This is a genomic window from Oceanobacillus sp. FSL H7-0719 (assembly GCF_045040795.1).
Taxonomy (GTDB): Bacteria; Bacillota; Bacilli; order Bacillales; family Amphibacillaceae; genus Oceanobacillus.
The window spans coordinates 2,606,676-2,632,542 of the sequence record NZ_CP150301.1 but is presented as its reverse complement, the minus strand read 5'-3'; the positions used below and the strand labels follow the sequence as shown (position 1 = coordinate 2,632,542).

At 37.7% G+C, this 25,867-nt stretch carries 28 protein-coding genes; 14 read left to right on the top strand and 14 right to left on the bottom strand.

Going from position 1 to position 25,867, the window contains the following annotated elements:
- The first annotated feature begins 145 nt into the window (after window positions 1–145).
- Window positions 146–748 (top strand): YpjP family protein, encoded by a 603-nt coding sequence (locus NST93_RS13450; protein WP_405097850.1) that lies wholly within the window; start codon window positions 146–148, stop codon window positions 746–748.
- A 120-nt stretch (window positions 749–868) separates the two neighbouring features.
- On the opposite strand, the gene NST93_RS13445 is transcribed toward NST93_RS13450, so the two are convergent.
- Window positions 869–1,573: an NAD-dependent protein deacylase gene (locus tag NST93_RS13445; RefSeq protein WP_405097848.1), complete on the bottom strand. Its 705-nt coding sequence runs from the start codon at window positions 1,571–1,573 to the stop codon at window positions 869–871.
- 193 nt (window positions 1,574–1,766) lie between these two features.
- On the opposite strand from NST93_RS13445, the gene htpG reads away from it, so the two are divergent.
- Window positions 1,767–3,650, top strand: coding sequence for a molecular chaperone HtpG (htpG, locus tag NST93_RS13440; protein ID WP_405097846.1), 1,884 nt, complete (start codon window positions 1,767–1,769; stop codon window positions 3,648–3,650).
- A 132-nt stretch (window positions 3,651–3,782) separates the two neighbouring features.
- Here htpG and lepB read toward each other — a convergent pair whose 3' ends face one another.
- The 3 genes from lepB to NST93_RS13425 all read right to left on the bottom strand — a co-directional run bounded on the left by lepB (window position 3,783) and on the right by NST93_RS13425 (window position 5,246).
- Window positions 3,783–4,538: a signal peptidase I gene (lepB, locus tag NST93_RS13435; RefSeq protein WP_405097844.1), complete on the bottom strand. Its 756-nt coding sequence runs from the start codon at window positions 4,536–4,538 to the stop codon at window positions 3,783–3,785.
- A complete protein-coding gene (locus NST93_RS13430) occupies window positions 4,522–4,713 on the bottom strand; it encodes an RNA polymerase sigma factor (protein ID WP_405103890.1) in 192 nt (63 codons plus the stop codon). The genes lepB and NST93_RS13430 overlap by 17 nt, the downstream gene beginning before the upstream one ends.
- A gap of 302 nt (window positions 4,714–5,015) precedes the next feature.
- On the bottom strand, window positions 5,016–5,246 hold the full coding sequence (locus tag NST93_RS13425; protein ID WP_405097842.1) for a hypothetical protein: 231 nt from the start codon (window positions 5,244–5,246) through the stop codon (window positions 5,016–5,018).
- 321 nt (window positions 5,247–5,567) lie between these two features.
- Between NST93_RS13425 and NST93_RS13420 the strand changes: the two genes are divergently transcribed.
- Both NST93_RS13420 and NST93_RS13415 read left to right on the top strand, forming a co-directional pair.
- Window positions 5,568–6,077 (top strand): hypothetical protein, encoded by a 510-nt coding sequence (locus NST93_RS13420; protein ID WP_405097840.1) that lies wholly within the window; start codon window positions 5,568–5,570, stop codon window positions 6,075–6,077.
- 815 nt (window positions 6,078–6,892) lie between these two features.
- Window positions 6,893–7,642, top strand: a complete 750-nt coding sequence (locus NST93_RS13415) for a hypothetical protein (protein ID WP_405097838.1) — start codon at window positions 6,893–6,895, stop codon at window positions 7,640–7,642.
- 295 nt (window positions 7,643–7,937) lie between these two features.
- Here NST93_RS13415 and NST93_RS13410 read toward each other — a convergent pair whose 3' ends face one another.
- Genes NST93_RS13410 through NST93_RS13395 form a run of 4 tightly spaced genes read right to left on the bottom strand, consistent with a single transcriptional unit; the run spans window position 7,938 to window position 11,709 of the window.
- Entirely contained in the window at window positions 7,938–9,011 is a 1,074-nt protein-coding gene (locus NST93_RS13410) for a PotD/PotF family extracellular solute-binding protein (protein WP_405097836.1), read from the bottom strand.
- Complete coding sequence (locus tag NST93_RS13405) at window positions 9,008–9,805, bottom strand: ABC transporter permease (protein ID WP_405097834.1); 798 nt, start codon at window positions 9,803–9,805, stop codon at window positions 9,008–9,010. Before NST93_RS13405 ends, NST93_RS13410 begins: the two co-directional genes overlap by 4 nt.
- Before the next feature lies 1 nt (window position 9,806).
- Entirely contained in the window at window positions 9,807–10,610 is an 804-nt protein-coding gene (locus NST93_RS13400) for an ABC transporter permease (RefSeq protein WP_405097832.1), read from the bottom strand.
- Window positions 10,600–11,709, bottom strand: a complete 1,110-nt coding sequence (locus NST93_RS13395; protein WP_405097830.1) for an ABC transporter ATP-binding protein — start codon at window positions 11,707–11,709, stop codon at window positions 10,600–10,602. Before NST93_RS13395 ends, NST93_RS13400 begins: the two co-directional genes overlap by 11 nt.
- 307 nt (window positions 11,710–12,016) lie before the next feature.
- Between NST93_RS13395 and NST93_RS13390 the strand changes: the two genes are divergently transcribed.
- The 4 genes from NST93_RS13390 to alr all read left to right on the top strand — a co-directional run bounded on the left by NST93_RS13390 (window position 12,017) and on the right by alr (window position 14,626).
- Entirely contained in the window at window positions 12,017–12,628 is a 612-nt protein-coding gene (locus NST93_RS13390) for a TetR/AcrR family transcriptional regulator (protein ID WP_405097828.1), read from the top strand.
- A gap of 67 nt (window positions 12,629–12,695) precedes the next feature.
- The gene (locus NST93_RS13385; protein ID WP_405097826.1) at window positions 12,696–13,106 is read left to right on the top strand and encodes a Spx/MgsR family RNA polymerase-binding regulatory protein; all 411 of its coding nucleotides are present in this window, start codon (window positions 12,696–12,698) and stop codon (window positions 13,104–13,106) included.
- A gap of 2 nt (window positions 13,107–13,108) precedes the next feature.
- Window positions 13,109–13,399, top strand: coding sequence for a hypothetical protein (locus NST93_RS13380; RefSeq protein ID WP_405097824.1), 291 nt, complete (start codon window positions 13,109–13,111; stop codon window positions 13,397–13,399).
- Between the two features lie 99 nt (window positions 13,400–13,498).
- Window positions 13,499–14,626, top strand: a complete 1,128-nt coding sequence (alr, locus tag NST93_RS13375; RefSeq protein ID WP_405097822.1) for an alanine racemase — start codon at window positions 13,499–13,501, stop codon at window positions 14,624–14,626.
- Window positions 14,627–14,688: 62 nt separating this feature from the next.
- Here the strand turns inward: alr and NST93_RS13370 are convergent, their stop codons facing one another.
- Complete coding sequence (locus tag NST93_RS13370; RefSeq protein WP_405097820.1) at window positions 14,689–15,753, bottom strand: hypothetical protein; 1,065 nt, start codon at window positions 15,751–15,753, stop codon at window positions 14,689–14,691.
- 332 nt (window positions 15,754–16,085) lie between these two features.
- On the opposite strand from NST93_RS13370, the gene NST93_RS13365 reads away from it, so the two are divergent.
- Window positions 16,086–16,649: an NADPH-dependent FMN reductase gene (locus NST93_RS13365; protein WP_405097818.1), complete on the top strand. Its 564-nt coding sequence runs from the start codon at window positions 16,086–16,088 to the stop codon at window positions 16,647–16,649.
- A 45-nt stretch (window positions 16,650–16,694) separates the two neighbouring features.
- On the opposite strand, the gene NST93_RS13360 is transcribed toward NST93_RS13365, so the two are convergent.
- The 4 genes from NST93_RS13360 to NST93_RS13345 form a co-directional block, all read right to left on the bottom strand.
- A complete protein-coding gene (locus tag NST93_RS13360; protein WP_405097816.1) occupies window positions 16,695–17,258 on the bottom strand; it encodes a CDP-alcohol phosphatidyltransferase family protein in 564 nt (187 codons plus the stop codon).
- Between the two features lie 91 nt (window positions 17,259–17,349).
- Window positions 17,350–18,003 carry a lysoplasmalogenase gene (locus NST93_RS13355; RefSeq protein ID WP_405097814.1) on the bottom strand — a complete coding sequence of 218 codons (654 nt, stop codon included), beginning with the start codon at window positions 18,001–18,003 and terminating at the stop codon, window positions 17,350–17,352.
- Window positions 18,004–18,035: 32 nt separating this feature from the next.
- Window positions 18,036–19,016, bottom strand: coding sequence for a sensor histidine kinase (locus NST93_RS13350; protein ID WP_405097812.1), 981 nt, complete (start codon window positions 19,014–19,016; stop codon window positions 18,036–18,038).
- Window positions 19,017–19,033: 17 nt separating this feature from the next.
- Window positions 19,034–19,735 (bottom strand): LytR/AlgR family response regulator transcription factor, encoded by a 702-nt coding sequence (locus NST93_RS13345; protein WP_405097810.1) that lies wholly within the window; start codon window positions 19,733–19,735, stop codon window positions 19,034–19,036.
- Window positions 19,736–19,950: 215 nt separating this feature from the next.
- Between NST93_RS13345 and NST93_RS13340 the strand changes: the two genes are divergently transcribed.
- Window positions 19,951–20,703, top strand: a complete 753-nt coding sequence (locus NST93_RS13340; protein WP_405097808.1) for an ATP-binding cassette domain-containing protein — start codon at window positions 19,951–19,953, stop codon at window positions 20,701–20,703.
- On the top strand, window positions 20,693–21,850 hold the full coding sequence (locus NST93_RS13335) for an ABC transporter permease (RefSeq protein WP_405097806.1): 1,158 nt from the start codon (window positions 20,693–20,695) through the stop codon (window positions 21,848–21,850). The genes NST93_RS13340 and NST93_RS13335 overlap by 11 nt, the downstream gene beginning before the upstream one ends.
- An 88-nt stretch (window positions 21,851–21,938) precedes the next feature.
- Here NST93_RS13335 and NST93_RS13330 read toward each other — a convergent pair whose 3' ends face one another.
- Window positions 21,939–22,727 carry an N-acetylmuramoyl-L-alanine amidase gene (locus NST93_RS13330; protein WP_405097804.1) on the bottom strand — a complete coding sequence of 263 codons (789 nt, stop codon included), beginning with the start codon at window positions 22,725–22,727 and terminating at the stop codon, window positions 21,939–21,941.
- Window positions 22,728–22,975: 248 nt separating this feature from the next.
- Between NST93_RS13330 and NST93_RS13325 the strand changes: the two genes are divergently transcribed.
- From NST93_RS13325 to NST93_RS13315, 3 genes are read left to right on the top strand one after another with little or no spacing between them, the layout of a single operon-like run.
- Window positions 22,976–24,094, top strand: coding sequence for an ABC transporter ATP-binding protein (locus NST93_RS13325; protein WP_405097802.1), 1,119 nt, complete (start codon window positions 22,976–22,978; stop codon window positions 24,092–24,094).
- A 2-nt stretch (window positions 24,095–24,096) separates the two neighbouring features.
- A complete protein-coding gene (locus NST93_RS13320) occupies window positions 24,097–25,035 on the top strand; it encodes a carbohydrate ABC transporter permease (RefSeq protein WP_405103888.1) in 939 nt (312 codons plus the stop codon).
- A complete protein-coding gene (locus NST93_RS13315) occupies window positions 25,032–25,847 on the top strand; it encodes a carbohydrate ABC transporter permease (protein ID WP_405097800.1) in 816 nt (271 codons plus the stop codon). The genes NST93_RS13320 and NST93_RS13315 overlap by 4 nt, the downstream gene beginning before the upstream one ends.
- Window positions 25,848–25,867: the final 20 nt, after the last annotated feature.

The window sequence follows — 25,867 nt, the reverse complement described above, 5'->3', positions numbered from 1 at the left end:
TGAATCTATAAATTTGGGATTATATGGTACTATTGTTATCTTTCGCTAAACAATATAAATTTTTAGTAAATTATAGAATTAAAGATAGACATCTTAATAGAACGTGTTAGAATTTAAGTAAGGATAAAAGTGGGAAGTGAATGCCATGAAGCTTTGGATGAAGAAGATAGCTGTTGCCCTCATTGCAATTATGACTTTGGGAATGTATACTCCAACTGCCTTGCTGGAAGTCGATGCGGATAATAATAAAAGTAATCTGTCAAAAACGGATTATAATCAAGAGACGTTTGCGAGCACAGAACAGGCGATTGAAGTGGAAGATTATCATTCTGTCATTCAGGAAGAAGAGAATGATTATCTCACACAGCTGCAGGAGCAGGCGAAGGTACAAAGTCTATTAAAATTTGGTCCGCGGATCACAGACCAGGTAGGCGATGAATTTACAACAGTGATTTTACCGCAAATGGAAGTTGTATTGGAAGATTTATTTGCTGAAGCGGGAGAAGATGTTCCTTATTATGGAATTACGGAAAACCCGGCACAAGGCTATGGTGAACGAATCTTTAATGTTACTGATTTACGGACAGGCAACGACCTTGCCAGATTTCATGTGCGCCGTGACAACCGGCCGCTTGATGGACATTACTTTAATTTTCACTACCACTTGAGCAAGGACGGATTTAAAGAGCATCATAACCTGGGTGATATTTACTGGGATAAAAACACACCGCCGAAATGGATGGCATAATAGAATGGAGCAGAGATCAGTGATTGATTTCTGCTCCTTTTTTAATCGAACATTTCTTGAATGAATGTTACACATAAGAAAGCCATGATTATTTTACCTATAAGCATATATGTCTTATTTTTAGTTATCCAAATCTCTCAGTAACTCACCAATCTTCCGATCCTGAATCACCAAATCCGCATAGTGATCCAGCGGTGTATCATCCTGATTCACAATCACCAATTTTGCTCCACTTTCTTTAGCAAGCATCGGAAACTGATTGGCTGGTGTAACTGTTAGAGAAGAGCCTAATACGATAAAAAGGTCAGCCTTTTCTGTTTCCTCTAGAGCGAAAGTAAAGGCATCCTGAGGCAGACTCTCACCAAAGAGTACAATGGAGGGTCTTAAAACACCACCGCATTCACAGTAGAATGCCTCTTTTACATACGAACTGCTGTCATACTCACGTCCACAGTTCTCACAATGCAGTTTCTGCAGCGTGCCATGCAATTCAGCAATACGTTTGCTGCCAGCGAGCTGGTGAAATCCATCTACATTTTGTGTAATAATAGATTTAATTTTTCCGCTTTCTTCCCAATTTGCGAGAACTTCATGTCCTTTATGGGGTCCATATTCTTTTACACCAAGCACCCGCTCACGGTAAAAGGCGATAAATTCCTCCACATTATTATTTAATGCTTCAGTACTGGCGATCTTTGCAGGGTCTTTTTTACGCCATAATCCTTGATTCGATGACCTGAAATCAGGCAAGCCACTTTCTGTAGACATCCCTGCGCCAGTAAATACGACAGTATACCTTGATTCAGCTATCCATTTCTCAAGCATACAATCCCTCCTACATTATTACCCCCCAGTATAACGATAATTATGGTAATCTGCAGGCCTGGCAATACCGACAATATGATTGACTTCAGAAAACGAATATGGTATCTAATATATGGATTAGCACTTGTGTTGAGAGAGTGCTAAAATTAAATATATCTATGTATCATTTCATCATACTAAAGGAGAGAGAAGCATGGGAAAAGTTGAATTTAAAGCAGAATCGAAGAAATTATTAGATATGGTAATTAACTCGATTTATTCACAGCGAGAGGTTTTCTTAAGAGAATTAATTTCTAATGCAAGTGATGCCATTGATAAAATTTATTACAGGGCATTAACGGATGAAAACCTTACATTCGATAAGGACAGCTATTTCATTAAACTGGATGCAAATAAAGATACCCGCACATTAACGGTGACAGATACGGGAATTGGCATGACGAAGGAAGAGATGGAATCTAACCTTGGCATTATTGCAAAGAGTGGTTCACATCAATTCAAGGAAGAGAATGAAATAAAAGATGGTCATGATATTATCGGTCAGTTTGGTGTAGGCTTCTATGCGGCATTTATGGTTGCGGATAAAGTAACGGTTCTTAGCCGCTCCATTGATAGTGATGCAGCATTTAAATGGGAGTCAAATGGTCCAGATGGCTATACAATTGAACCAGCGGAAAAGAATGAAGTTGGAACAGAAATCATCCTTCATATTAAAGAAAATGAAGAAGAAGAGAACTATGATGAGTTCCTTGAAGAGTATCGTTTGAAACAGATTGTGAAGAAGTACTCTGATTTTATTCGCTACCCAATTAAAATGGATGTTACAGAAAGCCAGTTAAAAGAAGGCACAGAAGATGAGTATGAAGATGTCATTACGGAAGAAACATTAAATACAATGGTGCCAATCTGGAAGAAAAACAAGAGCGAATTAACAGACGAGGACTATGTGAATTTCTACAACGAGAAGCATTACGGCTTTGATAAACCTTTAAAGCATATCCATATCAATGTAGATGGCGCGGTTCGTTATAATGCGATTCTCTATATTCCTGAGAGTGCACCATATAATTATTACACCAAGGAGTATGAAAAAGGCTTAGAGCTTTACTCAAATGGCGTGTTAATCATGGAAAAGAGTCCTGATCTGCTTCCTGATTACTTTAGCTTTGTAAAAGGTCTTGTTGATTCTGAAGATCTATCTTTAAATATTTCCCGAGAAATGCTGCAGCATGATCGTCAGCTTAAGACAATCGCAAAAAATATTAATAAAAAGATTAAACAGCAGCTGACTCAAATCCTTAAGAATGACCGTGAAGGCTATGAACGTTTTTATAATTCCTTTGGCCAGCAGCTGAAGTTCGGTGTCTATAGTGACTTTGGTCAGCATAAAGAAGAGCTGCAGGATCTGGTGTTATTCTATTCTTCGAAGGAAAAGAAATTAGTAACATTGGAAGAATATGTGGGGCGTATGCCGGAAGAGCAGAAGTATATTTACTATGCACAAGGTGACACTGTTGACCGTATTGATAAGCTTCCACAAACAGAGCTAGTAAAGGACAAAGGCTATGAAATTCTTTATTTCACAGATGAAATTGATGAATTCGCAATCCGCATGCTTATGAGCTATAAAGAAAAAGAATTTAAATCCGTTTCCAGTGGCGACTTAGGCATTGAGCCAGATGAAAAGGAAAAAGAGGAAGAAAAAGAAGCTGCAAAAGAACATGAAGAACTTTTCACGAAGATGAAGGAAATCTTAGCTGGAAAGGTGAAGGATGTACGAGCATCTAAACGTTTGAAGTCACATCCAGTCGTTCTTACAGCAGATGGCGATATTTCAATTGAGATGGAAAAAATTATTAATGCCATGCCGGATGACCAGCAAATTAAAGCTGAAAAAGTGCTTGAATTAAACGTAAACCATGATATTTTCAAAGCGCTGGAAAAGACAAAAGACCAAGGTGAGGAGCAGCTAGCACTCTACACAAACCTGCTTTATAACCAGGCATTGCTGATTGAAGGCCTGCCAATTGAAGATCCGGTAGCATTTACGAATGATATTTGTAAGGTTATGATTTAAATAGAAATAATTTAAGTGATTCAACTTAGTGCGCAGAATCCTTTGGGAGAATTATATTCAAATTACCTGGGGGATTCTGCGCTCTTTGATTTTTCTTCAATGGTTTTCTCTTCTTAATAAATATTATTATATTTATTTTTCGTAACCTAAAATCACTCCCTCTAGTTGAACAAGGGGAACTAAGCCGAGTTCTCTACTGTCCTTACCCCTCCACCACATATCGGTCAGTATAAAAAGTGTGTCTTGTTCTACTTTTATTGGCTTCATAGTTGTATTAAAGTATTCCTCCATTTCTCTAATGTTAACATTATCTGTTTGGACTCTTTCGAAGTATTCTTCTTGATTTAATCCTAAATTCGTCGCAACACCATAAAAAGTATTCAATACCTTCTTATCTATATAAACTTGCCCTTCCTTAATTTCCACTGTCTCACCGGGTAATCCAATTATCCTGCCAATATACTCCTGATTATCGTAATGATAGTACACAATGTTTCCGCGTTTTATTAGTTTAGTATCATTCGATACCACAAAATCTCCATGGACATCTGTTATAAGGTCGTGGTTTCCTCTATCCATGGAATCTGATAGCCACTCAATAGTATACATACCATCTGATACATCGACTTCAGGCAATACGTATGGGGTAATATTATCAATTATTTCACCTTGTGAGTACTCATTAGATTTTATAAGAGGCGCCAATACTGAAAAATAAGCCATGCCAAGAACGAAAATAGTAAACAAAACAATTATCAGTTTAGGTAAAGTTAACCTTTTCGGTTTCTGTGGAATATTAAATATCTTATACTTCAGCTTATTTTTTGTCTGTTCGTTAAATGGCAATGATTTATTTAACCTTTTAAATTGTTCATCTAATTTGTTCACTTTTTTCCCCTCCTTGTTTAAGTAGAATTTCTTCTAACTTTTTTAACGCTCTAGAAAGAGTCATTTTCACTTTGTTTTCACTCCAGTTTAATACGAGAGAAGTCTCTTTTACGGATAATTGCTGCATTTCGCGTAAAACAACAACTTGCCGATAACTCAATTTTAATTTTGATATAGCTTCATATAATTATAGCGATGTTAATATTATTGAAATTGAAGAGTAAAAGATGTATAGAAACTGTGTAAGTAAGAGAGCATACAGCTTTTACTTACACAGCTTAAATCCCAACCATTTGCTATAATGTGAATATCATCTATAGATATACTGTAGTTTCTGTTGTTCTCTTAATCTTTAATGCAGAAAAGAAGAAAAATGCTAGAATAAAGACTAAAACGTTTCCCCATAAAATTGCATAAATAGATGTCACAGCGATTAAGACTTCAGATACACCATTAAGAAATAAATCTACTCCATCCTCAGCCACAGACATAATAGAATTTGCTTTCGTTTTCTTCGTTTAGCTCATTGATACTTGTAACCTCAAAACTATTTACTTCTTTGTTGTCGACTTCCATTTTGTATTCCAAAGGATATTTATTTTTCTTATCAAACTTAACCGTTTCCACAACCTTTTGTTCTTCCGTAATATCTACTTTTTTATATTGATTTGTATTGTTAGCTAGCCTAACTGTAAGTTTCCCAGCCATCTCCCAAGAAAGTTTTAAATCTGCTTCTTCATATGGCTTATTACTTACAGCCTCCGGTTTAGGTAGCTTAGTAGGAGCGACAATTAGCGATTATGTTAGTAAGAAAATTAAATTCATAAATAACCGGTTATTCGGTTAATTACATTTTAAGAGGAAAATTAACACTTGACTTTATTAATTATTTTTAAATAAAAGAAGGAGATAATGGAAGTGTTGTAGAATGTTGTAGAAGTAGATATACAGACTAAAATATAGGAGGTTAAATTTAATGAAGAAAAAGCATTTTTCGCTTTTTCTCTAGCTTTCTTTCTAAGTTTTGCTTTGTGTACTACAACATTTGTACAGACAACGGGTGAATTTAAAGATAGTGGAGAAGATATTATTCATGAAACTAAAGAGTATATTCAAGGTAACGTAGAAAACTTAGATAATATCTTGTCTGCAGAACAAAAAAATAATTATAGTTTATCTGAGGTTGAAAGTATTATCGATGAATATTATAAGAGAAATAAATTGCCAAATGAGATTACTAAAGAAATAAATCAAAAAGGTATAACAATTGATGACATTTTCCCACAGACAACTACTCCGGAAAATGGACCAATGACGCTTGACTTTAATCAATTAATTTCAAAGTCTCAAAATAGTGGAGATGGGTATATTTACGAATTTTTTGATGAAAATAGTAAAACAACTGTTTACCTAGCGGGAATAGGAGAAGTAATGATTTTTGCCCAAAGCAGAATAGCTAAAGCTCCTTATCAAAGATTGTCGGATGCAACTATTCTTGCTTCTCTTAAAAAGAGGAGGGATCGTTGTACTGTATTTTAAAGATGATTGTCACCTCAGAAAAATGAATAAGTGGCTTAATGCCTTTGGAATGGAATCTTCTGAGATAAGCAGGGAGCATGGAGGATTATGTTACTATATATACAAGCATTAAATGAGCTTCAATCGTTAAAATGAAAGTGGTATCGCCCAAAATATGCGGATGAGTTTTGCGACTTTATTCTATCCACGTGTAAGTCATGATATGACCATCACCTAGCAATACAAAAATCCTGCTAAAAGGAGCAGGATTAAAATAGTTAAATCATAAATCAAGAAAATCTAAACACAGACTCTCTGATATTTATATAACTTTATCTTTTTTATAAGTTTCTACTTTATATCCATAAATTTACTAATACAGCCTTCTAGGATGATGACTATGTTTATTTAATAAACATGGATAAATCAACTTAGGAAGACTATCTCTCATACTTAAATGCATTTCATTTTTTAAAATAATCAATCAGAAATAATACGACTGCAACCACCAAAGCAATAATACTCAAAAAAAATAGTGGTTGAGTTTGGGGATATAGATCATCACCTATCCCATTCATTATAATTCCGAATAAGGCTGATGTAATAAAACTTGCGGAATAAAGAATCGCAGAAACAATTAATAGACTAGAAGCAATTATACATAATTTCACAAGGCACCTCCCTAATTAAATAACTCTTAAATATATAATATCATTTCTTAATAGGAGATGGAATATTTATTCATTTTAGTATTTCTGATATTTTGCAATATATTTATGGCATCCTAAAGATTCACTACTTAATATATTCTAAAAAATCAAAGGGAGCTGGGAAAAATGAAAATTTTTTTATCAAGTGTTTTAATTGGGTTTGTAACCTTTTTTGGAGTGGGGCAGGATGCAGAGGCGGCTGATATTAATCTTCAAAAAGTGACACCAACAGAAGCTGAAAATATCTATTACGATGAGGAATACGGTGGATATTACGATGTAAACTCTGAAGGCTATATAGAAGTTTACAGGGTTGAAGATGGTAAAGTTGTTGAAAAGGTTGATATGAAAGATTATATTAAGAGACAAGCAATTGAGCCAAACGAATCAATTAGTGATTCGCTATATAACTCTAATGATGAAGGTTCTAATGAATTATCAGCATTGACTTATCGTTACGCCGAAAGTTCTAATGTACGCAGAATACAGTTTGGAACACGATCTAGTATTATACAAAAGAACTGTGGTCCTGGCTCTGATACTTTACAAATTGGATATAGCGCCAGCAAAGGACATACGTTTAATGTTAATTTATTGGCAGCAGAAAAAGCGGCAGTAAAAACTGGGGTAAACTACACATGGACTAATTCATCATCTATTAGTAGCAGTCATTCAATGACCATTAAAGAAGGATATCAAGGGTATTGGAGATTCGATCCCGCTATCAGGTCATCAAGTGGAACACTCTACAGATATAATGGACCGTTAACTAGTTCCAAGAAGATTACTACAACATATCCTGTTAAAATAGGTCCTAATCTAGATGGTGAACTTGTATCCGTAAAAACTAAAATGCCAGCATCACAATGTAATTAAAATAATAAAACAGTTAAGAGACACCACTGAATAGTGGTGTCTCTTAACTCCAACGATAAATTCAAAATATAACTATGAAAATAATAAATGCATAAACGACCGTTTCTTAATCCAATCGCCAGCTTCCAACAAAAAAGCGCCCACTACTTCATCACATCGTTCCGCCCAGGTCTAGATAAACGCCCGCCAGCCTTATCTAAGTGCCCGGGATCCACCCACGGCTCACAAAATTACATGTAAAAGGACTCCAAACAATTCCCACTCAAGAAAATCGTTGGGAGTCCCCATTCTCTTTCTATTTTCTATGCATCTTAAAAGCTAAAAACAGCTCATTATAATACCCCAGCATTTCTTTCCCTAAATTCTCATACACCTCAAGCCGTGCTGTCAGCTCTGGCGATGGATAAAAGCGTTCATCTTCCACGATCTCAGCTGGCAGATATTCTAAAGCTTCCTTATTTGGTGTGGAATAGCTTACGTATTCCGTGTTTTGGGCGGCAACTTCTGGATCAAGCATGAAGTTAATAAAGGCATGCGCACCTTCGATATTATCCGCTGTTTTTGGAATAACCATATTATCAAACCAAAGATTAGAGCCTTCCTCAGGCACAACATATTCAAGCGCTTCATTTTCCCACATAACATCACGCGCATCACCAGACCAAGTGAGCGCAACGGCGGCTTCTTCATTTGCCATGAGCAGCTTGTTTTCGTCCCCGACAATTGCTTTGATATTTGGTGTTAGCTTATTCAGCTTATCTAAAGCTTCCTGCAAATGTGTTTTATCCTTGTCATTTAATGAATAGCCAAGTGAATTCAATCCCATGCCTATTACTTCGCGTGCACCATCGACTAATAGAATCTCATTCTCTAATTCGGGATCCCATAAATCATCCCAGCTTGTGAAGTCTTTGCCCGGAAGCATTTCCGGATGATATAAAATCCCGACAGTTCCCCAAAAATATGGAACAGAATAGTGATTTCCTTCATCAAAAGGCAAATCCATGAAACGCGTATCGATATATTTTAGATTTGGAAGTTTCGCATGATCCAATGGAATGAGCAAGTTCTCTTCCTTCATTTTCTCAATCATATATTCGGAAGGAACAGCGATATCATAGGTTGTTCCGCCTTGCTGGACCTTTGTCATCATTGCTTCATTGGAATCAAAGGTCTCGTAAATTACCGTGATTCCTGTTTCCTCTTCAAATTGGTCAATCAGCTCCATATCAATATAATCGCCCCAATTGTAGACGGTGAGCGTATCAGCGCCAGCATAGCCTTGGGCTGAATTTAATTGATTGATCGTAACGATTAAAGCAGCGGAAACAATTATAATTGCAATAAAAGCCGTCATCAACTTTTTCATCGTCTAAAACCTCCAAGCTTTCCGCCAGCACGCTGGGTAATGAAATAGTAAACGATGACGAGTGCAATTGTGAATAAGAACAGGAGTGCAGACAATGCATTAATATTCAATGAAATTCCCTGTCTTGCTAAGGAATAGATTTCTACCGATAATGTGGAAAATCCATTTCCAGTAACAAAGAAAGTAACTGCAAAATCATCTAATGAATAGGTTAAGGCCATGAAAAATCCCGCAAAGATTCCTGGCGTAATGTATGGAAAAATAACTTTTGTCAGGACATCCCATCTGCTTGCACCCAAGTCTCGTGCTGCATCAATGAGTGATGGATTCATTTCCATCAATTTAGGCAGCACCATTAGAACAACAATCGGCACACTGAATGCGATATGGGAAAGCAATACAGAATAAAAGCCTAAACGAACTCCTGCAATGGTAAACAAAATAAGAAAAGAGGCGCCGATAATCACGTCAGGGCTCACGATTAACACATTATTTAATCCCAGAATTGCATGTTTACTGCGTTTGAGTGAATGGATGCCAATTGCGCCAAACATGCCAATAACGGTTGCAATAAATGCAGATAATAAAGCAATAACAAGCGTATTTAATACGATAATCAGCAGTCTTGTATCCTGTAATAATTCACGGTACCAATCAAGCGTAAATCCTTCAAAGCCGCTCATGGACCCGCCGCTGTTGAAAGAATAAAATACCAGGTAGAAGATTGGTGCATAAAGGATGAAAAAGATACTAATTAAGAAAATAGTTGCTGCAGGTGATGATTTTTTTGCCATCCTATGCACCTCGCTTTCTAAAACCGGTTAACCGGATAATAAGAAACATAATCAGAATGAGGAATACCGCTATCGTCGCACCCATTCCCCAGTCCTGGGTCACAAGAAAATGCTGTTCAATTGCTGTTCCCAGCGTAATCACTCGATTACCAGCAATTAATCTTGTAATCATGAATAATGATAATGCTGGAATAAATACGATTTGGCAGCCTGTTTTGACCCCATCTAAGGTCAGCGGGAAAATTACTTTGACAAAGCTCATCCATTTTGATGCACCTAAATCCTCTGCGGCATCAAGCAGACTTGCATTCAAGCTGTTTAGTGCATTAAAGATTGGCAGAATCATAAATGGAATAAAGATATAGACAGCAACAAAAATAAAACTGAAGTCCGTAAACAATAGCTGCCTCGAACCAATACCAATCCATTCCAGGAAATTATTTGCTGCGCCATAGGCTCCGAAAATCCCGATAAAGGCATAGGCTTTTAAAAGTAAATTAATCCATGAAGGGACAATAATCAGCAAGAGCCAAAGGTGTTTATGCTTTGTTTTTGTTAATAAATAAGCTGTCGGATATGCAATCAACAAGGATATCAGTGTAATTAGAAAGGCATACCAGAACGAGCTTAAGGTTAACTTCAAATAAACAGAAGTAAAGAACCTTTCATAATTAATAAGTGAAAAGTTCCCATGGATATCAAAAAAGGAATAATATAAGATTAGTAAAATAGGTGCAATCACAAATAAGACAATCCACACAGCGTAAGGAACCATATACAAGTTACGCATGAATTTATGATTCATTGGAAGTGTCCTCCGTATAGGATTCTAATCTGCGGTCAAAATCTTCCTCCGATTCGCCAAAACGCATAACGTGAATGGCCTCTGGTTCAAAATCAAGTCCAATTTTTTCTCCAACTTGCACTTTTTTCGTTGTATGAACAAGCCAATCATTGCCAGCCTGGTCACGGCAGCTGATTTCATAATGTACACCACGGAATAGTTGGGAAAGTACTGTTACCTCAAGCTTGCCCTTGCCTTGTGACGTAATTTCCAGATCTTCTGGACGGATAACAACTTCAACCGCTTCATTTTCATTGATTCCCTGGTCCACACAAGTAAATCTTTCCCCTGCAAATGCCACAAGGAAGTCTTCAATCATTGTTCCCTTCACAATATTAGATTCCCCAATAAAGTCTGCAACAAAACGATTGATTGGTTCGTCATAGATATCAATCGGTGTTCCGCTTTGCTGGATTTTTCCTTTATTTAAAACAAAGATTTCATCCGACATGGCTAGGGCTTCTTCTTGATCGTGCGTAACAAAGATAAAAGTAATTCCCAGTCTTCTTTGCAGCTCGCGTAGTTCATACTGCATTTGTGTGCGGAGCTTCAAATCCAGTGCGGATAAAGGCTCATCTAATAGAATCACTTCAGGCTCATTTACAATTGCACGGGCAATTGCAACACGCTGGCGCTGTCCGCCTGACATCTCTTTAATTTCCCTTTCGTCATAGCCGTGAAGATTTACAAAGCTCAGCGCCTCTTTAACCTTTTTGTCTATGGTGGCTTTTTTCATTTTTTTAATGCGCAGACCGAAGGCTACATTTTCAAATACATTTAAATGGGGAAATAGGGCATAATCTTGAAATACAGTATTTACCTGCCTTTTATTAGCTGGGAGATGATTGATCTTTTTGCCATCAAAATAAATGTCACCTGAAGTAGCTTCCGTAAAGCCGGCAATCAAGCGTAGAATGGTTGTTTTCCCGCAGCCTGAAGGACCAAGCAACGTATAAAACTTCCCTCTTTCTATTTCAAAGCTTACATTATCTAAAACGATTGTGTCATCGTCAAATTGTTTTGTTACGTTTGTGAATTGAATAATAGAAGCGTTTTTCATTGCGTTCTCCTTTAATATCAATGTCAGATTCCAGATAATTATACAACAAAAATTTAAAAAAGGAATCATTTTTTTTGGCTATGTAAAGCAGCTTCTCCGTGTTAATTATTCTTTATAAGTTTTGCTTTAAAATACGTTTTACCAAGGGGGATTTAGGAAATACTTATAGAAGAATATGTAATTGTGTAATAAATAAGTAAAAAGTTAGTAATTGCCCTGATGTTATTGACAAATGACACAGTGTCATATACTATTGAGTCATAGGTTATGACACCGTGTCATTTTCTGGTGGAATGGAGGTAGAGGGATGCCTAAAGCAACATTTTTTAATCTGCCAGAGAAAAAGCGAGCTTCCTTAATCAAGGCTTGTGAAAGGGAATTTTCCAGAGTGCCAGTGTTTGAAGCGTCAATCGCAAATATTGTCAAATCTGCGGGTATATCACGTGGTAGCTTTTATCAATATTTTGAGGATAAAGAGGATGCTTATTATTATATTTTGCATGAACAAGCAAAAAGGCGGAATCAAGCATTCAAACATCATCTGCAAGTTCATGAAGGAGATCTCTTTGAAGCAATTACAGCTTTCTATTATGAATTATTAATAGAGTTACCAGATGATAAGGAATATAATTTTCTCCGGAATGCGCTCTTAAATGTGACGCATCAGATTGAGACAATATTCAATGAAATCATAGAGGGCCATGTAAAACAAAATGGATTATATGACCTTTCAGAGTTAATCAACAAAGATATTTTAAATATTGAAACAGATGATGAATTACAACATGTAATTCAAATCGTCTCCGCTATTGCTTTTCGGAATTTCGTGGAGAAGTTTACGAAGGAATTAAGTGATGAAGAAGCGATTAAGAACTTTAAAGCAGAAATGAATCTATTGAAAAAAGGCTTAGCTAAATAGAAGAACAACGAAGAGAATGAAGCGGAAACCAGCCAACGTCAAAAAAATACAGAATGGGGTATGATAAATGACAGTTACAATTTATGGTGCTGCATGTTCGTCGACAAGAAAAGCAAAGCAATGGTTTAACAAGCAAAGTATTCAATACACAGAAAGAAATATTTTAAAGAATCCGCTGACCGTAGGAGAATTGCAAGGAATTCTGCGGATGACGGTTGATGGTACAGATGAAATTATTTCAACACGGTCAAAGATATATAAAGATCTAGACCTTGATATCGAAGCACTTCCGCTTCAAGAGCTATTGGAGTTAATTCATAAACACCCACGTCTTTTGCGCAGTCCAATTATGGTGGATGAAAAACGTCTTCAGGTTGGATACCATGAGGATGATATTCGTCAGTTCCTGCCTAGAAAGACACGTGAACGTCAGTGGCTGCAATGGAGACTGAATCATTTGCAGCTCGCAGAAGGATAAACATGACGCGGTTATTAGCTGAACAAGCCTATTACAAGATCATTCGGGAAGTTGACAGTATTACACAAAGGAATACGGAACAGAAACGTGTAATCTATTTATATGAAGATAGAATCGCAACAAAATATCGGGAATTTCATATCGATCATGTTATTGATATATCTTACCGTTTTATCGGCAAACAAGGCGGATTACTCTATCTACATACGAATAAAGGTTTGTTTTCTTATCCTGTAAAGTCTTCTCCAGAGGAATTTGTAAAAGCATTTAAAGGTTTCAAAGGGATCATTTAAAAACCGGCTCTGAACATCTATTTTGTTCAAGGCCGGTTTTGTTGTTTGAAGTTCACAATGATAAAATAAAGGTAAAGTTTGAACAAGGGAGCTAATTGAATGAAAGAAACAAGTTTCCGTGATACATGGGCAGAAGTTTCGTTAGATGCCATCCAAAATAATGTAAAAGCATTTAAACAATATATCAATAAAAACAGTAAAATGATGGCGGTCGTAAAAGCGGATGGCTACGGCCATGGAGCAGCAGAAGTTGCGAAAACAGCGATTGCTGCTGGTGCTGATTATTTGGGGGTTGCTCTTCTTGATGAAGCGCTCGAACTGCGAACGGCGGGAATTACTGTGCCAATTCTAATTTTAGGTTATACAAAGCCAGCAGCATTGGAAGAAGCAATCAAAAGTGATATCACATTAACGATATACAGCGAGGATGTAATTACTGCCATTCGAGAGGCAGCAGAAAGACTCCAAAAAACCGCTAAAGTTCATCTGAAATTAGATACAGGGATGGGGAGAATTGGTATTTCGGCAAAAGAAAAAGCATTGGAACTGCTGCAAGGTGCTCGGTCCGAGTTCATCGAAGTGGAAGGCATATTCACTCATTTTGCTGCTGCAGATAATCCCGATGCAACGTACACAAAGAAACAATTCGAGCGTTTTCTTGAAATTACTTCTTATTTGGAAGCTAATGGTTATACAATCCCGCTTAAGCATTGCTGTAACAGTGCGGCGACCATCGCTTATCCCGAAATGCATTTAGATATGTGCCGCGTGGGCATCAGTATATACGGGCTTTATCCAATAGAATTTATGCGGGAAAAAATTAAACTATCACAAGCAATGACTTTGAAGACGAAGCCAGTGCTGATTAAACAAGTCGATAAGGGTCAGCCGATCAGCTATGGCTGTACATTCAAACCAGACGGCCAAGCGCTGATTGCGACCTTGCCAGTAGGTTATGCCGATGGGCTTTCGCGCCAGCTTTCGAACCGCGGGGAGATGACAGTTCATGGGAAACGAGTGCCGATTGTTGGCAGAATTTGCATGGACCAGACGATGATTGATGTCACCCAAATAGGGCAGGTTACTGAAGCAGATGAAGTTACGATTTTTGGAGAACCCAGTGCAGGGTATATTTCATTGGATGAAGTAGCTGCATTACTGGACACCATTCACTATGAGATTGTTTGCCTAGTAGGTAAGCGTGTACCGAGAATATACACAAATTGAAAAAACAGCTAACTACTAAATGAAGTGGTTAGCTGTTTTTTAAAATTTTAAACGAGACTTCTCTAGCTTTTTTCAACTTCATCTTCCTTACGCATTCGAACCGATGCAATAATCAGCGCTCCGGTTAAGAACAAACCGAGATAGCCAATCAGCGGATAAAAGTGTTCAATAAGTTTTGTAAAACCGACGAAGCTTAATAAGTATGCAATGGTCAAAACAATCGCAAGGAAAGTTTTGAACTTTGTGGTTCCAATCTTGAAGAATCTTGCACCAAAAGAGAAGAACATACTTGCGGCCGTGTTAAAAATCATTCCAAATAAGACAATCGCCATGAAAAATCCTAAGTATGGAGAAACCTGATTGGCAAGCTGCAGCATGGGCATATCGTAGCCCTGGACAGATTCAATTTTTGAGAAGATTGCCAGATGGCTTAATACGATTAGAATACCAATTCCCAAGCCGCCAACAAGGCCTCCGCGGGCAGCGACTTTCTCATCTTTCTCAGCCCCGCCCATAACAAGCGCCATTGAGGCACCAACAGCAATATTAAAGGAAACATAATTAATTGCTGAGATAAACCAGTTTGGCAATGACGTCCGTTGTTTTAAAGCAAGGTCATTAAGTGCCGTAAAGGAATTATCCATGGTAAATACACTATAAACTGACAGGATAATTACAATCAAAATAAGGAATGGTGTGATACTGCCAATAATCGTTACAAAACGATTGATATTTGTCATTCCAGCTACAAGAACAAGAAGCACCATTAATGTAGTTCCTGCAAAATAAGGGAAATCAAATTGCTGGCTTAAATTAGCTCCCGCACCTGCAATCATTACTACCCCAACACTAAAGAGTGTAAAGATGATGATATAGTCAATAATTGCTCCAAACAATCTTCCGCTGATTTTATAAATTGCATCACGATGGGAGATTGTTTTCATCCTGCTGCCAAGTTGCATTAACACCATGCCTAAATATGCAAATAGAGCAGTGGATAGAATCGCTCCAATTGTGCCGAACAGACCAAAACTGGTGAAATATTGCAAGATTTCTTGTCCGGATGCGAAGCCAGCTCCAATAATAACACCGATAAACGCACTTCCTAGTTTTAATACTCTCTTCATCAAACCCTCTCCCATTGTGCTCTATTTTGTATTTTTTCCTAAAAATGCAAAATATGAGCGATTCTGCAATAAATATAATAATTATAGCACAATACCTGTCAATGTTCTGAGAATTCTCGCTTTGTAATTAAAAAATGCTCCAAATGTCACAAGCTTCTATTGGAGATTATCTTTTTATAAATGGGAGATTAGGCAGAAATTAAGAATGAAGATTACGAAAGGTAAGTTAGTGAATAAAGGGAATAAAAAGCTTGCAATTTAAATTAAAACATGCTATATTATATGTAATTCAGTTATATTTAATTAAACATAAACAGCAGGAGGAATTTATTGTGCTAAAAATCGGAATTATTTTAGGAAGTGTTCGACAAGAACGTAATGCAGAACAAGTAACAAAATGGATGTATGACTTTGCAATGAAGCGTAATGATGAAGGTGTAGAATACGAAATCGTTGACTTAGCTGATTATAGACTGCCATTCTTAGGGGAGGCTCTTCCTGAAGCAGAACAAGAGAAGGCAAATGCAACAATCAAAGCATGGTCTGATAAAATTGCTTCATTCGATGGTTACGTTATCGTAGCTCCTGAGTATAATCATGCAATTGGCGGGGCATTAAAGAATGCGCTTGACTATTTAAACCCTGAAGTAAATAACAAAGCAGCTGGATTTGTTGGATATGGCAGCTTAGGTGGAACACGTGCACATGAGAACCTTCGCTTAATCCTTGGGGAATTACAAGTAGCTGACGTACGTACAGCAGTAACATTCTCACTTTTAGCTGATTTTGAGAACTTCTCTGTATTCAAGCCAGCAGATTTCCATGCAGACAATGCCAACCAAATGCTTGATCAGGTAATTGCTTGGAGTTCAGCATTAAAACCATTAAGAAAATAAAGTATAAAAAAAGGGAAAGCAGTAATAAACGCTGCTTTCCTTTTCTTATGCAATTTTACCCCGGTAGAGCTTAATATATTCGGGTATATACATGATAAATGAAAGTGACAGGAAGATTCCTGTAATAATCATGAGCAGTGATACAAACCCAGCATTCAGCATTGGAAAGGTAATCAGAATGCCCATTGCCACGTAGAATACTGCCGTAGACAGCTTTCCAAACCATTTTGCCCCATCCAATTTTTTACCGCGTTTTAATAAAATTAAGCCATTGATTCCCATAAATAATTCCTTAATGACAAATAGAATAACGATAATCCACATAAACGGATAACGGAACATGAGACAGATTACAACTGCAGCCTGTGTCAATTTATCTGCAATTGGATCAACAACTTTCCCAAGTTCAGTAATCTGGTTGAACTTGCGGGCAATCATTCCATCTAATAAATCGGTAATACCGGATAATAAAATAATAAGGCCGACAAAATAATAGTCTTTATTCTCTGTAGCGTTAAGAAACAGATAAACAAATACAGGAATAAGCAGAAGCCTGATATAAGATAAGATGTTTGGAACTGAAAAAATTTCCTTTGCATGTAGCTTCAAAATAAATTCCCCCTAAAACAAGAAACAATACATCTACTTAAGAATACCATGACTTCAGCGCAAAATCCTTTATTATGATTGCTTGGACAAGCTACCAAACAATACGGCGATTCGTCTTTACGAGCGAATAAAGGCTCGTTGCAATTAGAAATTGTCCACCGTAATAACTCAGCATAATTAGTGGGTCTGCAAAGCCAACTGGCTCAACAAACTTATTCCAAGCAAGGATAGAGTCGGAAATCACGAATAGCAGACTGCCACATGCTGCAAATACATTACCAGTTAGAATAGCGGACCATAGCATTAGAGAAATAACAATAATATAAGCAATAACTGGAATAACCAGTGCATGATCTCCCTTTGCTTGCAGTGCAGGAATAAGCTGCATTGCAAAAACAATACCATAGATAGCTATTGGAGCGAATGCAGCAGTCCGAAGTTTAGTATAGGAAGCTTTTGAAAAGAAACCAAAGCAATAAAAAACATGGCCAACAAAAAAGGCGGATAAACCAATAAGGAACCAATGCAATGTGGCATCACCAATTACTGAAAAGAACAAACCTGCAAGAATAAGCCAGTGTGTTCGTTTTTTATCCTTTGGCAGCAGACGGTATCCATAATAAATGATGATTCCCATAGGAAGGACTTTAAAAAGTAATTTAAATAAGAGCGGTTCATCGGGAACAATGAAAATATAAAGCAAACTCGTCGTTAGAATCATCAATGGTAAGCGATACAGTATCATATTTAATCTCCCTTTCATGATTTCTTATGTAATCAATGAATTGCCGGCATTTTTATATGAATCGTAAATGTTTCATTCTTATGGATGAAATTAAGATGTCCTTGATTTTTCTGTACGATGTCTGTAATAATCTTTGTTCCTAATCCTTCGTGATTGCCGGTTTTGGTCGTTAACCCATGCTTTTTAAATAACTGATCCAGCACTTCATTTGGAATTCGATTGGTATGATTTTTACAATTAATAAGAAAGAGTCCACTTCGTTTATAAGCCTGTAACGTGATCGCTGCTTGCTTTCCAGTTGTATTTTGCCATTCCTCGCTGGCGTCAAGCGCGTTGCCTAAGATATTTCCAATTAATGCTGTAATCTCTGAGTCGGCAAGCGGCAGCGAAGAGATTGGAGACTCAAGGTCATAGATAAATTCAATACCCTTTTCCTTCGCCAGCTGATAGCTTTGATGAAGAATGCCGGCAACTGTTCCTCTTTCTCCCTGGATGGACAGATTTGTTGCTTTATATCCTTCAACCAATTCATTGAGGTATCCAGCAGCACCTTCATTCTCCTTATTTTCCAGCATATAATGCAAGGCAGAAATATGTTTTAGAAAGTCATGCCTTTCTTTGCGTACGACAAGAAATGTCTTGTTCATATGATCAATTTCCCTGTTTTGTTCAAGAAGTAACTGATCGGCAGCAGCTAATTGTCTGCCAAGCTGATGCCGCAAAATCTCCACTCCGATAAAAAGAAGGAATAGAATCAAGCAGGCCCAGGCTTGTTCAATGAGTGGATAGAGAATAAGAATGCCAATCTGCAAGCCGTATAGTAAAATATTATGTTTCGTGCTAAGCCTGTCAATAGAAAAAAGAGCTTTTTTATATAAAAGAAAAACAACTCCTCCCACAACAACTGCCGCAGCAAAGAGGGGAAGATTTAATGAAAGAATGCTGGATAAATAAGTAATATGTATGACAGCTATTAGTGTGATGCTAATCCAATATATATGTACAGCCTTCAAGTAGCATTCCCCTTCAGTTAAAAGTAATTTTCCTGCAGAAAGTCAACTTTATCCTTCGTAATCATCGCTTTTTCCTCAATTCCCTCGAAAGTGACAACAAAAGAATTCTTAGCGTACAATGAAAAGTTTTTAATGTAATGGATATTAATGATAAAAGAACGGTGTGAGCGGATAAAGTCTCTTTCTCGCAACTCCCCTTCAAGTTCTTTCAATGTTTGATAGGTTTTAACGGCCCTGTTTTTTGTGTGAATTGTTGTGGATCTGCCCGTACGTTCAATAAAAATAATGTCTTTCTTTAAAACAATATGAATGTCGTTTTTATTTTTAATATAAATTCTTCCTGTAATTTCTGCTTGCTTTGTCTTTTCGATGATTCTGTCAATCGAAGTCGTTAATCTGTCCTTCGTATACGGTTTCATAATATAATCATGTACATTGATTTCGAAAGCATGTACAGCATACCCGCTATTGCCCGTAACAAAAATTACGTGGATATGCAGAGCATGTGAATGGATGATATCTGCAAGCTCATAGCCGGAAAGATGCGGCATTTCAATATCAGCAATAAGCAAATTGATTTCTTCCTTTTTTATTTGTTCATATGCCTCTTCGGCGGATGTGGTGGCAAAAATGATTTCGACACCTTCCATTTGTGAGGCAATCCCTATTACTTTATCCAGATCGATTTGCCGATCGTCAACAATACCAACCTTCAGCATAAAGCAACCACCTGTACTTTCTAATCTCATCATATTTTATCGCCCAGCGCGGGAAACAGGCGATTTGCATGTGCTTTTTGCATTATTATACCATTATTAAACAAGAATTTGACCCTTTCGCGACATGAAAAGGAACTTTTGCGACATGTCTAGTGAATTGGGGGGAGGATTTACTTACAATAAAGTTAACCAATTAAACGAAAGGCGGCAAAAAAATGATAGAGATTCAAAATGTGACGAAGCGTTTTCAAGATAAAAAGATGTCTGTAACAGCATTAAATCATGTTTCTTTTAACGTTGGAAAGGGAGAAATTGTTGGGCTTCTTGGAGAAAATGGGGCAGGGAAGACGACGCTGCTAAGGTCTGTCGCTACGCTGCTGACACCAACTGAAGGGAAAATCACGATAGATGGCCACGACACAGTAAAGCATCCAGATAAAATAAAAAAACAAATGGGCGTTTTGTTCGGCGGTGAAACTGGTTTATATAATCGGATGACAGCACGTGAAAATTTGGAATACTTCGCAGCGCTTTATCACCTGAGCAAGCATGAAACAAAGGTAAGAATTGATGAATTAACGAAGATGTTCGGTATGCGTGATTATCTTGATCGCAAGGTGGAGGGCTTTTCGAAGGGAATGCGTCAGAAAATGGCAATCGCCCGCACGCTTATACACAATCCAGATATCATTTTATTCGATGAGCCGACAACAGGCTTGGATATTACAGCGTCTAATGTGTTCCGTCAGCTTGTGCAGGAACTGAAATCACAAGGAAAGACAATTCTCTTTTCCAGTCACATTATGGAAGAGGTTTCCATGCTCTGTGACCATGTTGCGATGATTCACAAAGGACAATTAGTCTATCATGGAGAGATTGAAGCACTTTATAAAGAAGAAAACAGCCAAGATCTGAATTATATCTTCATGAGTAAATTAGTTAGAGGGGATGAGGGCTATGCTATTTAAAATCTATAAAAAAGAAATGATTGATTCATTCAGAGATAAAAGAACCCTGCTGCTGACAGTGCTTTTGCCTTTAGTCATGATGACTGCTTTAACTCTTTACTATGAAAATATGATTTCGGATGATGCAGACGAAACGTATACACTTGCAGTTAAAAGTTCCTTAACGAGTAATCAGGAAAGTCTGTTTGCTGAATTAAAAAATGTGGAATTAGTTGTGGCTGACAATCCGGAGCAAGAGGTATTAGATGGCGAAGCACAGGCTGCAGTACTTTTTGCTAATGGATTCGATGAGAATTTACAAAATGGTGAAGAAGGAAATATTGAGATTATTGGTGACACGTTTAGTCAAAAGTCAACGAATCTGATGTATCTTGTTACAAATCAATTAGCTGCATATGAAAAAGTGATTACTGCTGAGAGATTAAAGGAACAGGGTGTTAATCCTGCTGTCATGCAGCCATTTACAGTGGAGCAGCGCGAAATCTCAGCAGAAGACTCAAATATTATGCTGCTCGCTATCCTTATCCCATTAATTCTTGCGATTGCAATCGGTGTTGGTGCAAGCCCATCTGCAGCAGATTTATTTGCGGGAGAAAAGGAACGAAAAACAATGGAAGCCCTGTTAATGACGCCTGTTAATCGTTCGACATTACTGCTTGCCAAGTATTTGACAATCGGCTCCCTAGGTGCAATTATTGGAATCCTTACTTTGGGCATTGTAGCCTTTGAGATTGCATTTTTCACAGAAAACTTGAAAATGGCTGTATCATTTGGGGACAAAACAATTCAGGTTATTGGCATTGGCATTCTTGTATCTATAGTATATGCGTTCTTTATTGGTGCTTTATTAATGGTAACAAGCATTGTTGGGAAAACCGTAAAAGAAGCTCAAAGTTACGCTACACCAGTGACGATGCTGACAATGTTCCCGCTTTTCATGATCAGTGGACTTGGTGTAAACGAGTTAACAGCCAATCATTTCATTACACCGTTTGTTAATATCTTTGCAATCATTACAGAATTAATATTTGGCATTGTAGATTACCAGCATATTTTAATGATGCTAGGAAGCAATATTGTCTGTATTGTGGTTATCTTTGTCATAAGCAGAATTTTATTCAGCAAAGATAAATGGGTAATGGACTAATTGTACAGTCGGGTTTCTCCTTGCTGTACGACTAGTTTAAAAGGTAATGGGACAGCAGATTTGATTTTGCTGTCCCATTGCCTTTTATTCAACTTATCTTCATTATAACTCCTTCCACCCTAGTGCTTTCCACTAACTGTAATTGTTTCTTTGCTGCATCTCTCGTTTGATAGGTTCCCGTCTGGACACGATACATTGTAGTTCTCCCCACTTTTACTTGCTGAATTTGTGAGGCTATTCCTTTTGCTTCGAGGAAGATTTTTCTGCCTTCTGCATTTTTTACATATTGAAATGATCCCGCCATTACTGTGTATCCTGCTGGTTTCTGCTGCTTCCTTTTCAATTGAAAGATGTTTACAAGACCTTCTGTGTGCGCTTTTGCAACTCGTTCCCTCCAATCGGCTTGTTTCATCCGTTTTGCATCTTCTGGATGATCAATAAAGCCATTTTCTGTTAGGATAGCAGGCATCTTGGACTCCCGAAGAACATGAAAGTTTGCCTGCTTTTTTCCCCGACTCGGCAATCCAATAGTATTGGCGACTTTTTCATGCAGAATATCCTGGTACCTGCGAGCAGCTGCACGGGAACTTAATTTGTCATAAATAAAATCCTCATATCCTCGGGCTTTTCTGTTAAAGGCATTGCAATGAATGGACAGGAAAATAGCTGCTCCCCATACATTTGCTTCATTTGTTCTTGCTGTAAGACTCTTTGTAATATCTGTTGTCCGACTTAATTTGATGCTGACTCCTGTATACACTTCCAGCTGCTGTTTGATTCGCTTTGCGAGATCAAGTACAACTTCTTTCTCTTGGATGCCATTCCCGATAGCGCCAGGATCGCTTCCCCCATGACCGGGGTCCAAATAAATCTTCATCTTATAAAACTCCTCCCTTAAATATCGCTTCATTTTTATAATCGAATGGAAGAAAATAAAAGGGGGTGTGAAATAGGTATTTTCTCATTTGAATTGTAAACGTTTCAGACCTTATTCCCTATAGTTTGTAAACATCTGATTAATGTTATTAATCGGGCTTAAACTTACAGTTAATAATATGTAAATTAGCCTTTTTTCTTCTTTTCATATGCTTAAATGAGATATGTGAGCTAAAGGAGGCAGATGATATGAGTCATGTCGAGCTGGTTGATATATCTAAGTCATATGATAAGCAGAAAAGTGTGTTAAATGGAATTGATCTTCAGATAGAGGAAGGAGAATTCTTTGTTTTAGTAGGGCCATCCGGCTCTGGGAAGAGTACTTTACTGCGAATGATTGCGGGGCTTGAAGAGATTACTGAAGGCACGATGAGAATCGGCGAAAAGATTGTAAATCATCTCCCGCCAAAAGAACGAAATTTATCAATGGTATTTCAGAATTATGCATTATACCCGCATCTTACTGTGGAACAAAATATATTATTTGGTTTAAATGCTAAGAAAGTAAATAAGCAAGAGCAACAAAAGCGGTTAATGGAAACGGTGGCTATGATGGGACTGGCAGAGCTTTTAAAGAGAAAGCCTCGAGAACTGTCGGGAGGACAAAGACAGCGTGTTGCCCTTGCAAGATCTGTAGTAAGCCAAGCACCACTCTGTCTGATGGATGAACCATTATCGAACCTGGATGCGAAACTGAGAGCGCATATGCGTGTGGAAATTCGCCGCCTGCAGAAACAGCTTGGTTTAACGATGATTTATGTTACCCACGATCAAGTTGAAGCGATGACGATGGGAGACCGGATCATGGTGTTGAATGATGGGAAGGTACAACAGGTAGGAAAACCAATATCGCTTTACAATGAACCCGCTAATTTATTTGTTGCTTCGTTTATTGGTTCTCCGAAAATGAATCTGGGCAAAGCTGTTTTTGCTGAAGACAAAGAAAGTCTGATAGTGGAGAATGAACTAGCTTTACATAATCATTCTGGTTATCTTGAGAAAATTCACCGTGTTGGAAATGTGACGGTTGGTATTCGAGCAGAGCATATTTTTCCTGCAACAGGTGAAAATGCTACACATCATTTAGAAATTGTTAATGTGGAACAGCTGGGGAATGAGACAGTTCTAGCATTTGATATAGGTAAAGAGCTTTGGACAGCGAAATGGGCAGGACAGTGGTCAGTACAAGTTGGCGATCGTGTTCCCGTAAAAATGGATATGGACTATGTAAGTTTTTTTGATACGGATACCGGTGCTTTGGTCAGACCTGCTTTAATCAATAAAAAGCAAGAGGTTGCTGCGATATGAGTATGACAAGTACGTTGACAAAACCGGAGGAACTGACAACTCTTGATCTGCAGCAATATAAGAAGAAGCAGCGGGTGAAGGCATTTTTCAAAGGAATGCTATTCCTGCTTCCCTCTATCGTGTTATTTACTGTATTCCTGTTCTACCCGCTTGGCCGAACGATTTATTTAAGCTTTTTTTTAACAAACGCAGCAGGGGAAACAACTGTATTTGTGGGCTTGGATAACTTCATCCGAATGTTCCAGTCGCCAATATTCATGCAAAGCATGAAATCGACCTTTCTCTTTGTACTTTATACCGTACCATTAACAATCATTATCAGCTTATTTTTAGCAGTGATTGCAAATGAAAAGTTAAAAGGAATAGGAATCTTCCGGACAATCTATTCTTCGACAATGGGAATTTCTGTTGCAGCAGCATCTGTATTTTGGTTATATCTCTTTCATCCATCAATTGGGTTTTTAAATATCCTGATCAGTAATCTGGGATTGGATAAGGTCGGCTGGTTAACAGATCCAACTTGGGCTTTGATTGCCATCTCAATTACGACGATTTGGATGAATCTTGGTTTCACTTTTCTCATATTGCTGGGAGGTCTGCAGTCAATTGACTCATACCTTTATGAGAGTGCAGATATTGATGGTGCTGGCTATTTTTATAAGCTGAGAAGAATTACAATCCCAATGCTGTCACCTACATTGTTTTTTGTAGTAACGGTAACAATTATTAATGCGTTCCAGACCTTTGGGCAGATTGATATCCTGACACAGGGCGGACCGCAGAATACGACAAATCTCATTGTGTACTCCATTTACCGTGAAGCATTTGTAAACTATCAATTTGGCTCAGCGAGTGCGCAGGCTGTGCTGTTGTTCATCATTATTTTAATTATGACCGTGATCCAGTTTAAAATCGGTGAAAGGAAGGTCCATTACCAATGAGCCTGCCGTTAAGCAGAAAAATTACATTATACATTCTATTAGCAGTATCTGCCGCAGTTGTGTTTGCGCCAACCATTATGGCATTTGTGATGAGCTTTATGGAAAATAAAGATATTATGACGGGAAGTTTGCCATCTGTTCTGACATTTGATAACTATGTAAAGGCGTTTAATCAATTTCCTTTACTAAAGTACTTATTTAATAGCTTTCTAATCTCTATTTTAATTATGCTTGGTCAGCTGATGCTTTCGAGTCTAGCAGCATATGCATTTGTTTTTCTGGAATTCAAGGGAAGAGATTTTCTCTTTTATTTATTCATCGCAACCATGATGGTGCCTTTTGAGGCATCGATTATTCCGAACTTCCATACGATTCGTGACTTAGGCTGGATTGATTCTTATCCAGGGCTGTCTGTACCATTCTTTGCGATGGCGTTTGGCACTTTTTTACTGCGCCAGAATTTCAAGCAGATACCGAAAGAGCTCCGGGAAGCAAGTCTCCTTACAGGGATGGGGGACTTCAAGTTTTATTTAACGGTTGTTCTTCCTGTAGCAAAGACGAGCATGATTACCTTGGGCGCGTACGGCTTCCTTACATCATGGAATATGTATCTTTGGCCGCTTCTTGCAACAACAAACGACTCTGTTCGTACAGTGCAGATTGGCTTGAAGCAGCTCCAGACACAGGAACAGCTGAATGACTGGGGTGTCATCATGGCTGGTGCCATTATTGTTATTATTCCAACATTAATCCTTTTGTTCCTAGGCCAGAAGAAACTGCAAAAAGGTCTGACAGAAGGTGCTTTAAAATAAATGGGATAGCAGGGATAGCC

Coding starts and splice junctions, on each gene's coding strand:
- NST93_RS13450 (WP_405097850.1), top strand. CDS start 146: ATGAAGCTTTGGATGAAGAAGATAGCTGTTGCCCTCATTGCAATTATG.
- NST93_RS13445 (WP_405097848.1), bottom strand. CDS start 1,573: ATGCTTGAGAAATGGATAGCTGAATCAAGGTATACTGTCGTATTTACT.
- htpG (WP_405097846.1), top strand. CDS start 1,767: ATGGGAAAAGTTGAATTTAAAGCAGAATCGAAGAAATTATTAGATATG.
- NST93_RS13425 (WP_405097842.1), bottom strand. CDS start 5,246: ATGGCTGGGAAACTTACAGTTAGGCTAGCTAACAATACAAATCAATAT.
- NST93_RS13415 (WP_405097838.1), top strand. CDS start 6,893: ATGAAAATTTTTTTATCAAGTGTTTTAATTGGGTTTGTAACCTTTTTT.
- NST93_RS13410 (WP_405097836.1), bottom strand. CDS start 9,011: ATGAAAAAGTTGATGACGGCTTTTATTGCAATTATAATTGTTTCCGCT.
- NST93_RS13405 (WP_405097834.1), bottom strand. CDS start 9,805: ATGGCAAAAAAATCATCACCTGCAGCAACTATTTTCTTAATTAGTATC.
- NST93_RS13400 (WP_405097832.1), bottom strand. CDS start 10,610: ATGAATCATAAATTCATGCGTAACTTGTATATGGTTCCTTACGCTGTG.
- NST93_RS13395 (WP_405097830.1), bottom strand. CDS start 11,709: ATGAAAAACGCTTCTATTATTCAATTCACAAACGTAACAAAACAATTT.
- NST93_RS13390 (WP_405097828.1), top strand. CDS start 12,017: ATGCCTAAAGCAACATTTTTTAATCTGCCAGAGAAAAAGCGAGCTTCC.
- NST93_RS13385 (WP_405097826.1), top strand. CDS start 12,696: ATGACAGTTACAATTTATGGTGCTGCATGTTCGTCGACAAGAAAAGCA.
- NST93_RS13380 (WP_405097824.1), top strand. CDS start 13,109: ATGACGCGGTTATTAGCTGAACAAGCCTATTACAAGATCATTCGGGAA.
- alr (WP_405097822.1), top strand. CDS start 13,499: ATGAAAGAAACAAGTTTCCGTGATACATGGGCAGAAGTTTCGTTAGAT.
- NST93_RS13370 (WP_405097820.1), bottom strand. CDS start 15,753: ATGAAGAGAGTATTAAAACTAGGAAGTGCGTTTATCGGTGTTATTATT.
- NST93_RS13355 (WP_405097814.1), bottom strand. CDS start 18,003: ATGATACTGTATCGCTTACCATTGATGATTCTAACGACGAGTTTGCTT.
- NST93_RS13345 (WP_405097810.1), bottom strand. CDS start 19,735: ATGCTGAAGGTTGGTATTGTTGACGATCGGCAAATCGATCTGGATAAA.
- NST93_RS13340 (WP_405097808.1), top strand. CDS start 19,951: ATGATAGAGATTCAAAATGTGACGAAGCGTTTTCAAGATAAAAAGATG.
- NST93_RS13335 (WP_405097806.1), top strand. CDS start 20,693: ATGCTATTTAAAATCTATAAAAAAGAAATGATTGATTCATTCAGAGAT.
- NST93_RS13330 (WP_405097804.1), bottom strand. CDS start 22,727: ATGAAGATTTATTTGGACCCCGGTCATGGGGGAAGCGATCCTGGCGCT.
- NST93_RS13325 (WP_405097802.1), top strand. CDS start 22,976: ATGAGTCATGTCGAGCTGGTTGATATATCTAAGTCATATGATAAGCAG.
- NST93_RS13320 (WP_405103888.1), top strand. CDS start 24,097: ATGACAAGTACGTTGACAAAACCGGAGGAACTGACAACTCTTGATCTG.
- NST93_RS13315 (WP_405097800.1), top strand. CDS start 25,032: ATGAGCCTGCCGTTAAGCAGAAAAATTACATTATACATTCTATTAGCA.